Origin of the sequence: Streptomyces sp. NPDC048106, assembly GCF_040706415.1 — a bacterium.
Classification (GTDB): Bacteria; Actinomycetota; Actinomycetes; order Streptomycetales; family Streptomycetaceae; genus Streptomyces.
In genome coordinates this window covers 159,445-172,705 of record NZ_JBEZND010000012.1, presented here as the reverse complement: position 1 = coordinate 172,705, position 13,261 = coordinate 159,445, and the positions used below count along the sequence as shown (strand labels likewise).

Below are 13,261 nucleotides of genomic sequence, written 5' to 3'. Positions count from 1 at the left end.
ACCTCCTTCACCGACCCGGAACGTCGGGCCGGTCACGGCGCGACCGACCAGGGGGCGCGCGGTCCGAAACGGCGGTGCGGGGTCGCGTCCTCGTAGGGCAGCTTCTCGGGAAGGCTGATCAGCTCCATCTGCATCCCCCACGGGCTGAGGAAGTAGAGCCAGCGGTCTCCCTCGATGGGCCCGCTCGCCACGGTCCGGGGTCCGTCGCCGAGGACCCGCACACCGGGCTGTCGGCGCAGGTACGCGGTCGCCGCGTCGATGTCGCGTACGTAGAACGCGAGATGGTGGCCGCCCACGTCGCTGTTCCTGGGCATGATCCGGTTCTGGTCCGGTGCCGTGTACTGGAACAGTTCGAGGTTGGTGACCGGGCCAAGGCGGAGCATGGCGATGTCCGCGGTGGCACGTGGGTGCACGTTGAGCGCTTCGCGCATCCAGTCGTCGCCGTCGGAGCGGATGGTGTCCTCGCGGTAGAGCAGGTCGGCGCCGAGGACGTCGACGAAGAAGCGCACGGCCTCGTCGAGGTCGGGCACGGTGTAGGCGATGTGGTCGACGTTGGTCGCGGTGGGGATGCCCCGGGCGGGCGCCGGGAGCGACGGCGCCCGGGCCGGGAGGCGGCGCGCCACCGCGTCCGGTACGCAGGTCACCACGACGACCTCCGTGGCGGAGTCGGCCACCAGGCGTCCGGGGGCACCGGCCGGGAGGAGGACGGCATGGCCTTCTCGGACGGGGCGGCCCGGGCCGTGGCCGGCAGTGTGGAACGCGGCGTCGCCCCGCAGCACGTACCAGAGACATTCGGTGCCGGCCTCGGGGTCCGCGTGGAGCACGGAGTCCTTGTCCAGGGTCACGTGGTCGACGGACTCGCACTCGCTGAACAGCATGCCGCGGCGCGCGAGGCAGCGCCAGCGGCGGCTGCGGCCGTCGCCGTCCAGCACGGTCGAGGCGGCGGCGCTGTCGGTGACGATCACAGGGCCGTGTCCTTCCCGTGCGGCGACGGGACGACGAAGCTCGCGCACACGGCCCGCAGACCCGCGGTGGACGCCGTGATCGTCAGGTCCTCGCCGCCGGAGGCGGTCACGGACATGCCCTCCCGCACGGTGACGTCACCGGACCCGCTGGTGGCCGTCGCGGCGCCCGACAGCACGAACACCGTGTGCTCGCTCCCTTGTCCGGGCAGGGGTTCGCTCGCGCCAGGGGCCAGTTCCAGCAGCCGGATCCGGCGCAGCGGGCCCTGGAGGGTGGGCCGGGGGTCCACGTCCCGCAGTTCTTGGAGGTCGACGATGACCGCTTCACCGGTGTGCGGGTCCGTCATGGGCGCGTCCTTCCCGGGTGTGTGGGCGAGGGCCAGCGTGCGCGGTGCGGGGACTTCGAGCGTCAGCCAGCTCAGCGGCTCGGCGCCCGTGTTGCGCAGACCGTGGGTCGCGCCGAGACCGGTGAGGATCACCTCTCCGGCCCGCACCGGGTGCGGCTCGCCGTTGAGCAGTGCCTCGCCCCGGCCGGAGAGCAGGACGTACGCCTCCTCGGTGCGGCTGTGCAGATGCTCGCCGCTGAGCCCGCCGGGCGGGACGCACGCCCACTCCACGGCCTCGTAGGGACCGCGCAGCCCCCGCCCGGCCGCGAGCGACCGCCACTGGGTCACTCCGGCCGCGCCGTGCACGCCGTGGACGTCCGACGGGGAGCCGAGGTCGGAGACCTGGAGGTCAGGCCGCATCGAGGCCCCCGGCGGCCAGCGTGGCGAGGGCCTGCTCGATCTCGTCCACCGCCACGTCGTTGACGAACCGGGCGGATCCGATGCCCACCGGGAGCGGCAGTCGCTGGAGACCGTCGCGGTGCCGGACGGTGTCCTCCAGCGCCTCGGCCAGGCTGTGCACCTCGCACACCGGGTGGTACTGCGGAAGGCGTAACCGGCGCATGACACCGCCGACGCGCCGCTGCTCCTCCTCTGCGACCAGTCCGCGCCGGCGGGCGATGGCGGTGGTGAGGGCCATGTCGATGGCGACGGCCTCGCCGTGCAGCAGGTCCGGCAGCGCCCGCATCTCGATGGTGGGGCTGAAGGTGTGCCCGTAGTCGACGAGGCGCTGCAGATCGCTCTCCCAGAGGTTGGGCTGAAGCTCTTCGAGCATGCCGTGGATGGCCCGCTCCAGCACTTCCTGCACCACGTCGCCCTCGGCGCCCCGCGCCTGCATGCGGCTCGACACCAGGGTGGTGCCGTGCCGTTCCAGCAGGGAGAACAGACGCATGTCCTTAATCAGCGCGATCTTGAGGATCTCGGCCAGCCCGTTGCTGATGTGCCGTTCGTCGAGCGTGGCCAGGAAGTCGCGGTCCAACAGGGCCAGCGCGGGGGCGAAGTAGGTGCCGAGCCGGTTCTTGTGACTGCCGAAGTTGACGCCCGTCTTGACCCCGACGCCGGCGTCGACGATGCCGATAAGCGTCGTGGGGACGCGCACGTACGGGGTGCTGCGCCGGTACAGACTCGCGGCGAAGCCCACTATGTCCAGCAGGACACCACCGCCGACGGCGATGATCGGGTCGTGCCGCCGGGAGATCCCGAACCTGTCGAGCGCACGGACCACATGGGAGACGCTGTCCATCGTCTTGGTGCGCTCTTCGGCGGCGAGGACGCAGATGGTGGGCTCCAGGCCGTGCGCGTCCAGATAGGTGCGCAGCCGGTCCCCGTAGCAGCGCTCCACATGGTCGTCGAGAACGATGAACCGCCGGTTGCCGGTGCGTTCGGTGACGCCGGCCAGGGCCAGATCGGGGTGGGCCGGGTCGAGGAGGCCGTCGACCATGCGGACTTCGTAGCGGACCGGTTTCATGGCCTGGACCAGCCACTCGGGCCGGTCTCCGGCGTTCTTGGTCAAGGCCGAGACCGAGGCGTCGTCGGTTTCCGGGCGGGTACGGATGGTGGACTGCACAAGACTTTCCACGTCGTCGCTCCCTCATCGGTTACAGATGGAAAGGAAATGATGCGGTGGTCCGGATCCCTGGGAGTTCCGCACCGCTCACGGATGCGTGGCGGTCGGCGTCCGCCGGAGCAGATCTGTGTACAGCGAGCAGTAGTCCATGAATTCCCGGTAGATGAGGAATTCATCTGTGCAGCGGTAATGGGCGGCGGTTCCGTATCGCTCGCGCAGGTCACTGTCCCACAGCAGCCGGAGAACAGCGTGACCGAATGCGGCAAGGTCATACGGATTCCGTACCAGGACGCCTTCGTGCCCGTCGCGGATCTGGTCGGTGATTCCCCCGACGGCGCTAGCGACGATGGCCTTGCCCTTCCACATGGCCTCGGTGACGGTGAGCCCGAATCCCTCCTGCAGGCTCTTCTGTACGACGATGTCGGCACGCCGCTGCAGTGCGTTGACGGAGTCGGCGTTGGCGTCGGGGTCCGACAGCGAGAGGGTGACCAGGTGCACGCGCTCGCGGACCGGCCCGTCGAGCGCCTCCCAGGCGCCGCACAGGTCGCGCAGGATGCGTACGCCTTCCGGATCGTCGGGGATGTCGTCCGGCTCCGGCCCGGCGAGCACCAGATGTACGTCGTCCCGGGCCGACGCGACATGGTCCGCGAAGCCGCGCAGCACCCCGGCCATGTCCTTGAGCGGGTCCCAGCGGGAGACCTGGAGGACCATGGGGGCGTCCGCCGGAAGGAGCCGGTCCTGCACGATCCGGGCGGTGCACGCGGCGGTGGGCCGTCCGGGTCCGGGCTGGAGTCCGATCGCGTGCAGCCGGTCGTGTGCCGCCGTCCGCGTCATTGGGCGGTTCTTGCGGGCGGCGGGGTCGACGGACGGCCGCAGGACGACGACCTTGTCCCGCTGCCCGGCCAGGCCGGGCGGGGCGTACCGCTCGGCCGAGAACACGCACCGCGCGGGAGCCTGCAGGTAGGGGTCGAGGAAGGCCCAGGTGTCCCGGACCACCGCGGACCGCACGGCGGTGCCGATGTGGCAGCGCCAGGCGACGTCCAGGCCGGCGGCGACGAGGTGCGGGGCCAGGCCGAGGGTCTGCGGGTCGTGCAGGACGCAGAGATCGCCCGGCGCGACCCGCTCCAGCACCTCCAGCGCCTGATGCCGCGTCGTGGACTCGTAGACGTCCCGCTCGGCGGGGCCGAGCGGTCCCGCCGGATCCGGACTGCCGTGCAGACGGTGGTGGAGCCGTTTGGTGACCGCGAAGAATCCGGGCTCACCGGTGAGCACCAGCCATCGGGCTCTCAATCCGGACTCATTGTGCAGCCTTATGGACTTCTCCAATAAATCAGCGACACCGCCACCTCGGGCGGTGCTGTTGAGGTGCCAGATAGTGCGCCGTGCCAGGGCGTGCGCTATTCGTACGGGCAGGGACACGCCGTGGGGCGCACCGCCATCGAATTCCGGGAACACCTCGCTGACCAACAAACCCACGTCCGCCACCTTCCTCGTGAATCGGACAGTGCGCGATGAATGGCGTCAAGAACCTGCAATGACCATGTGGTTCTTTAATGGGCAGCTCGTAGAGATCCTAGAGAGTGCTCACTTAATCGGTCAACCAACGAATTCAGGACAGCAGGAAAGGGCTATTGACGGGTCTCGATCAAGGCTTGACCTGCAAAGTTCGTCAGCCCTGCATGAACCGTTCGGGAGTTTGAGGATAGAATCAGCCACAGCCACCTGGATTTAACAGGAGTGTCTTTTTGTTGCAAAAATGTTGCACCCATTCCTCGAAATGCACTATTAACTTCGCGGTTACTTATGCGACGGCTGGAGTGGGCCGAGGGTACGGAAGCGGGAGAAGGTTCCCGTCATGCGAATCATCGATAGGTGCCCCCGATCGGGCCGACTGCTGCCCGAGAGGGCGGCAGTGCCGCGCACCCTCGCCGGGCTCGGCCTCGCCTTCTGCGCCACGCGACCACTCTCCGCAGGGGGCGCCCGGGGCGCGGACGAACCGCCGTATCTGGTGCTGAGCCGAATCCCCGGAGCACCGTTGGAGAACGACGCGCTCGGCGACCCCGGGACGGCGAAAGGCGGTGGCGCGGCATTACGTCACCCTGCTCTCCGACCTGCCCGCCGCGGCACCGGGGAACAGGCGCGGACCGCGCTGCCGGTTGCCGCCACGGGCGAATGGCAGCGGTTCGCGGCGGGGCGCGTAACGAGCTGTAACCTCTGATGCCCGCCGACGGCCGGGCACGTGCCGGGTGCGAACTCGGCGCGCTCGACAACCGGCAACGAGCTGCGCTTCCTCGCCGAGCACGTGCTCTTACCCCGGCCCGACATCACCGCCGTTCTCACCCCGCTGTATGGGTCGCTGCCCCTCGCGCTGACCGCCCGCGGCGTCCTTCCCGCCCTGCTCGTCCGGCCGATCGACGTGCACCTGGCCCGCCTCGTGTTCGACGACCAGCGGCACGTCGCCTACCTCGGCGCCGGCGGCACCGTTCGCCACCGCGCCACCGCGCCCCGCGTCTACCGCGACCGCCTGAGCGCCGACGCCCGCGATGCAACCGTGCTGGTCATCGACGACAACGTCGGCCATAGCAGCACACTGCGCGCCGCGCGTTCCCTGATCGAACGGCTCGGCGGGCGCGCCCTCACCCCACAGCGTCGAATCGGCCTGAGCCCTCTACCACCGCTCCGGTCGGCACGGCATCGCCGACGCCGCCGACCTGCCGAGCCTGCGCCCCAACCTGCATCAGACCCGATGTCGGTGCCGTGCCGGTAGGTGTCGGGAATCTGCGCGAGTGCGTCGAGTACCGCGATGTGGTCGCTCGCGGTGTTGGCGCCGGCGTTGCCGGGCCGTAGCCGGCCGGACAGTGCCTCTCCGGTGTTGGCCAGGAAGCACAACAGCGGGTGGTAGCCGAAGCCGCCCTTGTAGGTGGGTGCTGCCTGGTCTTTCTCGGAGTGGCAGGTGACCAGGGTGACGCCCGCCGCGTGGATCTTGACCAGGACGTCGTCGGCGCCCACCTGGGGGTCGGGTGCTTCGGCGGCGCGCATCCCGGCCTGGTCGCCGTACTTCGCGACCATGAAAGCTTTCATAGTTGTCTCCGTTCCGTTTCCCGTCCGTGAAAGGTCGGGGTCTCCGCTTGCCCCGGGCTTCTCCCAGTACGAGACAGCTGTGTTGCGCTCCTAGCTGCGGCGCGGGCGCACCTCGTCCTCAGCCGCGTTCACCCATCAGGCCACCGGCACGACCGGGGCGGTGACGCGGTCGGCGGCGCCTCCCTGGAGGCGGTCCAAGGTGGCGGCGATCCCTTCGTGGGGCACGCCGAGCGGCACCGCGCTGACCTCGGCCAGGCGGGTGTACTGCTCATCGGTCAGCTGGACGTCGAGGGCGCCGAGGTAGCTGTCGAGCTGGGAGAGACTGCGCGGGCCGATGATCGGGACGAGCGTGGCAACGGAGCGGGCGGCGCGCTCGCGCACCCAGGCCACCGCCACCTGGGCGGGCGTCACGCCGGTCTCCTCGGCGATCGCCAGGACGGCGTCGACGACGGCGGTCTTCTGGCCGGTGCTCTCGGTGTGGATGACCATGCCCAGGTCGCTCAGGCGCCCCTCGGCGGAGCTGCGGTACTTGCCGGTGAGCAGTCCGCCGCCGAGCGGGGACCACAGGGCTGCGCCGAGCCCGAGGCTCTCGGCCATGGGCAGGAGCTCACGGTCGGCGGTGCGCTCGACGAGGCTGTACTCGTGCTGGATGCCCACGATCGGGGCCCAGTTCTTCAGGTCCGCGAGGGTTACCGCGCGCGAGACGCGCCAGGCGGGGAAGTTGGACAGCGCGGCGTGGTGGATCTTGCCGGCGCTCACCAGGTCGTCGAGCCCGCGCAGGAGTTCCTCCATCGGAGTGAGCTCGTCGGGGAAGTGCACCCACAACAGGTCGATGTAGTCGGTCCCCAGGCGCTTCAGGCTGGCCTCGACCGAGGCGACCATGGTCTTGCGACTGTTGCCGGTCTTGGAGACGTCCGGCTGCGGGGCCGCGCCGAGGGTGAACTTCGTGGCCAGGACGAAGTGGTCGCGGTCGGCGGAGATCAGCTTTCCGGTCAGTTCCTCCGACTCGCCGAACTGGTAGCCGTCCGCGCTGTCGAGAAAGGTGCCGCCGGCCTCGGCGAACCGGTCGAAGATCCGCCGGGCCTCGTCGGGCTCGGCGCCTGCGCCCCAGCCGGTGCCGAAATTCGCGGTGCCGAGCGCGTACTCGGAGACGCGCAGTCCGGTCCGGTGGCCGAAGGTCGTGTAGCGCATGAGATGTCCTTGCATGAGGGGTGTGAGGGTGGTCGCGCCGGGGTGGAGGGGTGAGCGTCAGTCCGCGTTCGGCTGGGGTGCCGCGGACAGGCTCTGCTTGACGTACCGGCTGGTCTCGTCGGCGAGGATCTCGGGCAGGCCGGTCTCGATGCCGTACAGGGCCTGGGCCGCGACGTCGTCGGCGGCGACCTTCTGATCGGCGGGCACGCCGGCGGCCATGTCGGTGTCCATGTAGCCGACGTGCAGCGCCGAGACGGTGATCCCGCGCGGTGCCAGCTCCTCACGGGTCGCGTCGCTCAGCGCCCAAGCGGCGGCCTTGGACGCGGCGTAGGAGCCGAGTCCTGCCGGGTGGAACCAGGACAGGGCGGACAGGACGTTGAGCACGGCGCCGCCGCCGTTGCCCTCGATGACGGGGGCGAAGGCGCGGGTCGCGGCGAGCGGGCCGAAGAAGTTGGTCTCCATCTCCCGGCGCACCTCAGCCACGTCGCCTCCCATCAGCGTCGCGCCGGTGGAGATGCCCGCGTTGTTGATCAGCAGTGTCGCGTCGGACGCCACGCGCGCGGCCTCTCGTATCGACGCCTCGTCCGTGACGTCCAGCCGCAGCGGGATGACGCCCGGCACGTCGACTGTCTCGGGGCGTCGGGCCCCGCCGTACACCTTCGCGCCGCGCTCGACGAGCTGGGCGGCCAAGTGCCGCCCGAAGCCCCGGTTGGCGCCGGTGACGACTGCGACCGCGTTCCTCAGTTCCATGTTCACTCCTGGCCGTGGCGGGCGGCGGCGGCCACCCGCAACTGTTTAGATTATGAAGGTAATCTAAACACAGGTCTATGATAGATGCCAGTCGACATCTAAACGGGAGGTGGCCATGGGCCGCGTATCGCTGGCGCAGGCGGAGGAAAATCGCAGGCGGGTGGTGGACACCGCGTCCCGGCTGTTCCGGGAGCAGGGCATGCAGGTCAGCGTCGCCGACCTGATGAAGGCGGCCGGTCTGACCCACGGCGCCTTCTACAAGCAGTTCGCCTCCAAGGAGGCGCTCGTCGACGAGGCCACCGCCCACGCCTTCGCCGAGCTCGCCCAGCGCTACAGCGCCGGGCTCGAGCGGCACGACGGGCAGCGCGCCGCCGCCCAGCAGGCGCTGATCGACGCATACCTCTCCGTCGAGCACCGCGACGACCCGGCGGACGGCTGCCCGGTCGCCGCGCTCGCCACCGACATCGCGCGCGAGGGCGGGGGGCGCGAGGCCCGTCGCGTCTACGCCGAGGGGGTGGCCGACTTCGCCGGTTTCCTGGCCAGTGACGACCAGGACGGCATCGTCCGCCTTTGCACCCTGTTCGGTGCGCTGGTCCTGTCCCGGGCCACCAAGGGCTCCCCGCTCTCCGGGGAGATCCTCGCCGCCGCGCACGCAGCCTTGACTGAAGCAGGCTGATCACGGGCGCGGTGGCCGCGTCGTGGCAGCCGTCCGGTCCCCGGGGAAGTGACGAGCCGGTCGTCATGACGCTCGCTTGACGCTCTGCGCACGTGGAGAGGGAGGCAGAGAGCCGACATAGCGCTCTGACCTGGTATTTCACCGCATCTGCTCAGGCCGACATCTTTCCGGTGACCTCGCACATGGAGTGCGTGGCCATTTTGGAGCCCGCTACAAAGGGGCTCTGACCTGCAGTTCTCTCGGGTTGCTCAGGGCGTGGCCGGATGCGCCCCTCGGGCTCTCGCCAGCACACTTGTGCGCATGTTCGCGGAACCCCGGCAGGACCTCCTGCGCTTGCCGCCTCATGCAACTGCTCGACTCGACCGCTCCGGCCGACGTGACCGCAGACCGTGATTCCCGCTCGCAGCGGAAGCTTGCTCCGCTGGCGGGTGCTGCATCAGCGGCTTGTGCCGGCGTCGCCGTCGTCGTTGGAGGAACGCCGCTGTCTCGTACCGCTCGGAGCGGAGTCGGCCCCTTGCTCTCCCAACAGCTCGAGGAGCGCGGCATCCGCCCTTTTCTGATCTTTCACCGTCCGCAAGGACGACGGTCTCGACATCAGGGACGTCGTCGCCCGCACTGCGGGACCTGGTGGCCCCGGTCATGGAGGCGAACCTCTGGGTCCAGGCCAGTCGCATGACCGGCTACCAGGGCCGAAACCTTGCTTGTACAGGTTTCGGCCGCCAGTCCGTATCCATCACCTCCGTCGCCGTCATCCTGGACCCGTCCGCACTGCTGTACGTGACGTCCAAGCGAAAGGACTGGCTCTGACCGGCCCGGTGCCGGGCGCCGGCGGCCAGGCTCCTAAGGCAGGAAAACACCTGGTCACCCCCGGCTTTCGGGCCGGTGAGCGGAGTAGTGTGAAGGCACCGGGAGTACTTCGCGCACCGGCTCCGCTGCGGGTGCCGTTTCCGGGGATCGACAATGCCGGGCCGCACCCACGAGCCCGGGGGCAGGTCCGCGCCATGCCCGTGACCATTGACCGTACGACATCGAGCAGGCGCGCGCCGCCGCAGCCGGCTCGGCTGTCCCTGACGCCCGCGCCCGGCGGGCTGGACGGCACGTGGTGGCCTCGCTCCCGTGCCCTCACCCGTGAGCTGCCCGCCCTGACGGCCGCACTGGGCGAACGTTGGGGCCGCATCACAGGTGTCACCGTGCACCCGGCCCACTGGCCCGTCATCCCGCACTGGGTGTCCGTCGCCGGGCGCACCGTGCAGGTGGGCTGGTCCACCGAGGCCCAGGATCCGCACAGGCTGACTCTCTCCCTGCCCGACGGCCACCGAGACGTGCTGGTCATTCCGCCGGAAACCGGTGCAGAGGCAGCCGCGCAGCTGATGGCGGGCGACGGCATCGACGCCCCGGCCCGGGGGCAAGCAGCAGAAAGGATCGACGCCCGGATCAGGGAAGAAGCGTGGGAGACCGACGGCGGAGCCGGTCGGGCCGTCGTGCCTACCTCGGCATATCGGATCGCCAGGCCCTTCGCCCACCGCTCGACGGAGGTGAGAGAACCATGACGGTCATCGCCGCGGCCGCGCTGCTCCTTCTGACCGCCGTCGGAGTCGTTCTGATCCACCAGCTCAACGCTCAGCACGACGAACGGATCATCGCCTTCCACTACAGCGATGTTCTGCCGGGGATCGGGCGCCGGCCCCGGAGGTACGGTCGCCCGGCGGTGGACGCGATCGTTCCGACGCGCCCCACCGCGACGGCGACTGCGGATGACATCGACTTCGGCTCGACCATGGGCAGTAGAGGAAGGCGCGTCATGGCGATATTGCGAGACCGGAAGACGTACCGCGAGAGGATCATGCGGGCTCTCTACCAAGCCGCCGAGGGCAATCGACTTCTGGGCGTCGATGGGGCGAAGCTCCGCACCGACCTCGGTATCCCTGAGCAGGACATGGCCGCTGCCTGTATGTACCTGGCGGGCGAAGGCTGGGTTGTCGTGGACTGGGGGAGGGGTAACACGCCCGCGATGATCACGCTGACGCACCAGGGGATCCGGCAGATGGAGATGGAAGAGGAAGGGCGTGGCTGAGCCGCCGCGTCGGCTTCTCGGACCGAAGTGAACCCTCGCAAGGATTGCTTACGGCGGATTGGTCCCTTTGACGTAGCCTGGAAGGCGGGTCGGCGCACGCTCACGTGCAATGACCCGGAAGGGCGGCTCCGGCGGGTATACGCCGGAGCCGTTGCGTGTTTCCGCAACCGCGCCCTGCGGCGAAGCGCCTGCGTCGTGCGGAGTACCGTGAGGTAGCAGGGTCGTATCGTGGCAGCGCGTCCTGCGGTCGTACTGCTCTCTGCGGACGGGCGGACACCATGGCCGACTCAGACACCCCCGACCTCCCCAGGCTCCTGCCGGACGCCGTCCACCGGTCGGTGCGCCCCGGGACGGCCCTGCTGCGGCTGGAGACCACACACGCACGCGAGGGAATCCTGGACGGCGCATGGTGGCCGCGGTCCCGGGACATCGGTGCGGAGCTTCCCTCGCTGATCTCCGCGTTGACCGAGCATCTCGGGCCCATCACCCGGGTCGGTCTGGACGGCAGTGCCTGGGACGGACTGCCGACCCGGGTGATGGCCGTCGGCCGGGTCGTGCACATCGACTCCTTCCCGGTCGGTGACGACACCGTCCTCATCACCCGGGGCGACCGGGACCATTTCTCTCTGCTGCTGGTCCCTCCGGACACGTCGCCCGATGCGGCACGCGCTGCGATGGCCCGGGCCGTACGGGCCGACAACGTCACCGCGGCCAGGCAGATCCTCATCGAGACGGGCAGCGACACGCCACCTACGCCGGCCTGACACGTCCGTCGCAGATCGACTCTCCACCTGCCTGGACGCTAGATGCGGGCGAACTCCTCCGTCTGCTGGGCGAATTCCTGGGCCATGGCAGCGCTGACCGTGGGCTTGGTGTTGCGGATCGTGTCCAGGTAGTCGTCGGTGGTGGGGGTGGTCCGGGTTCCGGTGTCGAAGGTGCGCTCGAACTGAGCCTGGGAGACGGTTCGCGCCGCATGGGCGATGTCGGCGGGGGTGAACCCCTCGCTGGCGGACGCGAGTACCGTGCTGTCGGCCCGTGCGCCCGCTCGGGCCAGGTAGCTCTCCCACAGCGCGGTCCTGGCGGTGTGGTCGGGAGGGCCGATCGGCAGCACGTAGTCGAAGCGGCCGTGTCGCAGGAACGCGGAGTCGAGCGTGGTGACGTTGTTCGTGGCGCAGACGAGCAGCCGCCCGTCCTGGCTACGGAACCGGACGATCGCCTTGAGCAGTTCGTTGACGACGCCGACCGCGGTGGCGTCCGCGCCGCCGCGTTCGCCGGCGATCTCCTCGACCTCGTCGATGAAGACGAGGACGTGGTCGAGCCGGGCGATCTCGTCGAAGCGCCGGTTCAGCCCGGTCGCCAGGCCGTACTCGGCGGCCAGACGGGCGGGGAACAGTTCGAGGAAGGGCCATCCCAGGCGGCTGGCGATCGCGTGCGCGAACGTGCTCTTGCCGGTCCCGGGCGGCCCGAACAGCATCACCGCCCGTGGCAGTTCCACTCCGTGCTGGGCGGCCAGTTCGGGATGGGCCAGCGGCAGGACCAGGCGCCGCTCGATGAGCTGCTTCTCCCGTTGCATGCCCGCGACCTTCTGCCACAACCCCCCTGGCGGCAGCTCCGCGCCGAGCGAGGACAGCGTGCCGGCCGACTGCGGGGTCACCGGCCCGCGTTTCTCGAAGAAGACCAGCCCGGGGCGGGCGCCGAAGTTGCAGTTGCGCAGGGCGGTGGCACCGGTCTCGCCCTCGGGCAGGACCGCGTGCACCGCCCGGACGCCGTCGGCGAAGAGCCGTTGCTCAAGGGCGGTGACCAGGGCACTGCCCAGCCCTCGCTGCCGCCAGGCGGGCGCCATGCAGATGCGCAGGATCCATGCCCGTTCGCCCTCCACCCTGCTCACCGCGGCGCCGATCAGCATGTCATCGGCCGTGGCCACCACCGCCGGGTGGCGGGTCTGGAGGGCCGTCACGGCGTCCGAGAGCGGGAAGAGCGGCGGCTCCCCGGTCGTGGCGCTCTGCATGTCGACACGGATCACCGCTTCGAGATCGTCCTGGGTGTAGTCCCTGACCCGCCAACCCGTCATGATCAGCTCCGCGTGTTCGGCCGTACTCCCATCATCAGCCGCTGCCCGGAGGACGCGCGCGACAAGCGACGGTCACGAATCCTCCCTGGTGCCACGGATCGCTCGGGCCGTACTCGGCTTCACGCCGCGGTGCCGGGCGCGCTGCCTGCCGGGCTGAGGGACTTGTCCGTGCGGCCGGTGCCGGCCGGTGGCGCTGCCGCGGCGGGTGCGGCGGCAGCGGTTTCCCGGGCGAGGAAGGAGCCGAGCTCGCCGATCGTGCTCATGAGGGGGGCCGGGAAGACGACGGTGGTGTTCTGGTCGACACCGATCTCCACCAGGCTTTGGAGATTGCGCAGTTGAAGCGCCAGGGGGTGGGCCATCATGGTGTCCGAGGCGTCGCCGAGCGCGGCTGCGGCCAGGGACTCGCCCTCCGCGTTGATGATCTTCGCTCGCTTCTCCCGCTCGGCCTCGGCCTGGCGGGCCATGGCGCGCTTCATGGTGTCGGGCAGGCCGTGCCCGGCTGGCGA

14 protein-coding genes and 2 pseudogenes are annotated in these 13,261 nt (G+C 70.0%); 7 read left to right on the top strand and 9 right to left on the bottom strand.

Annotated features, from left to right (window positions below; genetic code table 11):
* Positions 1-32: 32 nt before the first annotated feature.
* The 4 genes from AB0927_RS15605 to AB0927_RS15590 form a co-directional block, all read right to left on the bottom strand.
* The gene (locus AB0927_RS15605; protein ID WP_366668106.1) at positions 33-965 is read right to left on the bottom strand and encodes a VOC family protein; all 933 of its coding nucleotides are present in this window, start codon (positions 963-965) and stop codon (positions 33-35) included.
* Positions 962-1,708: a cupin domain-containing protein gene (locus AB0927_RS15600; protein ID WP_366668105.1), complete on the bottom strand. Its 747-nt coding sequence runs from the start codon at positions 1,706-1,708 to the stop codon at positions 962-964. Before AB0927_RS15600 ends, AB0927_RS15605 begins: the two co-directional genes overlap by 4 nt.
* Positions 1,698-2,924: a sedoheptulose 7-phosphate cyclase gene (locus AB0927_RS15595; protein WP_366668104.1), complete on the bottom strand. Its 1,227-nt coding sequence runs from the start codon at positions 2,922-2,924 to the stop codon at positions 1,698-1,700. Before AB0927_RS15595 ends, AB0927_RS15600 begins: the two co-directional genes overlap by 11 nt.
* Positions 2,925-2,999: 75 nt before the next feature.
* Entirely contained in the window at positions 3,000-4,331 is a 1,332-nt protein-coding gene (locus AB0927_RS15590) for a glycosyltransferase (RefSeq protein ID WP_366668129.1), read from the bottom strand.
* A 475-nt stretch (positions 4,332-4,806) separates the two neighbouring features.
* Between AB0927_RS15590 and AB0927_RS15585 the strand changes: the two are divergent.
* Both AB0927_RS15585 and AB0927_RS15580 read left to right on the top strand, forming a co-directional pair.
* Positions 4,807-5,120, top strand: a pseudogene (locus tag AB0927_RS15585) (viomycin phosphotransferase); the annotation flags it as partial.
* Positions 5,121-5,151: 31 nt separating this feature from the next.
* Positions 5,152-5,679, top strand: coding sequence for a phosphoribosyltransferase (locus AB0927_RS15580; RefSeq protein WP_366668130.1), 528 nt, complete (start codon positions 5,152-5,154; stop codon positions 5,677-5,679).
* A gap of 5 nt (positions 5,680-5,684) precedes the next feature.
* Here the strand turns inward: AB0927_RS15580 and AB0927_RS15575 are convergent.
* The 3 genes and pseudogenes from AB0927_RS15575 to AB0927_RS15565 form a co-directional block, all read right to left on the bottom strand.
* Positions 5,685-5,876: pseudogene (locus AB0927_RS15575) on the bottom strand (transposase); the annotation flags it as partial.
* A gap of 252 nt (positions 5,877-6,128) precedes the next feature.
* A complete protein-coding gene (locus AB0927_RS15570) occupies positions 6,129-7,184 on the bottom strand; it encodes an aldo/keto reductase (protein WP_366668103.1) in 1,056 nt (351 codons plus the stop codon).
* A 57-nt stretch (positions 7,185-7,241) separates the two neighbouring features.
* The gene (locus AB0927_RS15565; protein ID WP_366668102.1) at positions 7,242-7,934 is read right to left on the bottom strand and encodes an SDR family oxidoreductase; all 693 of its coding nucleotides are present in this window, start codon (positions 7,932-7,934) and stop codon (positions 7,242-7,244) included.
* A 115-nt stretch (positions 7,935-8,049) separates the two neighbouring features.
* Between AB0927_RS15565 and AB0927_RS15560 the strand changes: the two genes are divergently transcribed.
* From AB0927_RS15560 to AB0927_RS15540, 5 genes are all read left to right on the top strand, one after another.
* Positions 8,050-8,610, top strand: a complete 561-nt coding sequence (locus AB0927_RS15560; protein WP_366668101.1) for a TetR/AcrR family transcriptional regulator — start codon at positions 8,050-8,052, stop codon at positions 8,608-8,610.
* Between the two features lie 639 nt (positions 8,611-9,249).
* A complete protein-coding gene (locus AB0927_RS15555) occupies positions 9,250-9,417 on the top strand; it encodes a hypothetical protein (protein ID WP_366668100.1) in 168 nt (55 codons plus the stop codon).
* Between the two features lie 194 nt (positions 9,418-9,611).
* Positions 9,612-10,160, top strand: a complete 549-nt coding sequence (locus AB0927_RS15550; RefSeq protein ID WP_366668099.1) for a DUF5994 family protein — start codon at positions 9,612-9,614, stop codon at positions 10,158-10,160.
* Between the two features lie 251 nt (positions 10,161-10,411).
* Positions 10,412-10,684, top strand: coding sequence for a hypothetical protein (locus tag AB0927_RS15545; RefSeq protein ID WP_366668128.1), 273 nt, complete (start codon positions 10,412-10,414; stop codon positions 10,682-10,684).
* 278 nt (positions 10,685-10,962) lie between these two features.
* The gene (locus AB0927_RS15540) at positions 10,963-11,448 is read left to right on the top strand and encodes a DUF5994 family protein (protein WP_366668098.1); all 486 of its coding nucleotides are present in this window, start codon (positions 10,963-10,965) and stop codon (positions 11,446-11,448) included.
* Positions 11,449-11,486: 38 nt separating this feature from the next.
* On the opposite strand, the gene AB0927_RS15535 is transcribed toward AB0927_RS15540, so the two are convergent.
* Both AB0927_RS15535 and AB0927_RS15530 read right to left on the bottom strand, forming a co-directional pair.
* Positions 11,487-12,755, bottom strand: coding sequence for a bifunctional GNAT family N-acetyltransferase/ATP-binding protein (locus AB0927_RS15535; protein ID WP_366668097.1), 1,269 nt, complete (start codon positions 12,753-12,755; stop codon positions 11,487-11,489).
* Between the two features lie 119 nt (positions 12,756-12,874).
* Positions 12,875-13,219, bottom strand: coding sequence for a hypothetical protein (locus tag AB0927_RS15530; RefSeq protein WP_366668096.1), 345 nt, complete (start codon positions 13,217-13,219; stop codon positions 12,875-12,877).
* Positions 13,220-13,261 lie beyond the last annotated feature (42 nt).

What these genes read in the sequence shown, in the direction of transcription:
- AB0927_RS15565 (WP_366668102.1), bottom strand. Translation starts at nt 7,934, where the DNA reads ATGGAACTGAGGAACGCGGTCGCAGTCGTCACCGGCGCCAACCGGGGC.
- AB0927_RS15600 (WP_366668105.1), bottom strand. Translation starts at nt 1,708, where the DNA reads ATGCGGCCTGACCTCCAGGTCTCCGACCTCGGCTCCCCGTCGGACGTC.
- AB0927_RS15570 (WP_366668103.1), bottom strand. Translation starts at nt 7,184, where the DNA reads ATGCGCTACACGACCTTCGGCCACCGGACCGGACTGCGCGTCTCCGAG.
- AB0927_RS15560 (WP_366668101.1), top strand. Translation starts at nt 8,050, where the DNA reads ATGGGCCGCGTATCGCTGGCGCAGGCGGAGGAAAATCGCAGGCGGGTG.
- AB0927_RS15530 (WP_366668096.1), bottom strand. Translation starts at nt 13,219, where the DNA reads ATGGCCCGCCAGGCCGAGGCCGAGCGGGAGAAGCGAGCGAAGATCATC.
- AB0927_RS15540 (WP_366668098.1), top strand. Translation starts at nt 10,963, where the DNA reads ATGGCCGACTCAGACACCCCCGACCTCCCCAGGCTCCTGCCGGACGCC.
- AB0927_RS15550 (WP_366668099.1), top strand. Translation starts at nt 9,612, where the DNA reads ATGCCCGTGACCATTGACCGTACGACATCGAGCAGGCGCGCGCCGCCG.
- AB0927_RS15535 (WP_366668097.1), bottom strand. Translation starts at nt 12,755, where the DNA reads ATGACGGGTTGGCGGGTCAGGGACTACACCCAGGACGATCTCGAAGCG.
- AB0927_RS15545 (WP_366668128.1), top strand. Translation starts at nt 10,412, where the DNA reads ATGGCGATATTGCGAGACCGGAAGACGTACCGCGAGAGGATCATGCGG.
- AB0927_RS15555 (WP_366668100.1), top strand. Translation starts at nt 9,250, where the DNA reads ATGGAGGCGAACCTCTGGGTCCAGGCCAGTCGCATGACCGGCTACCAG.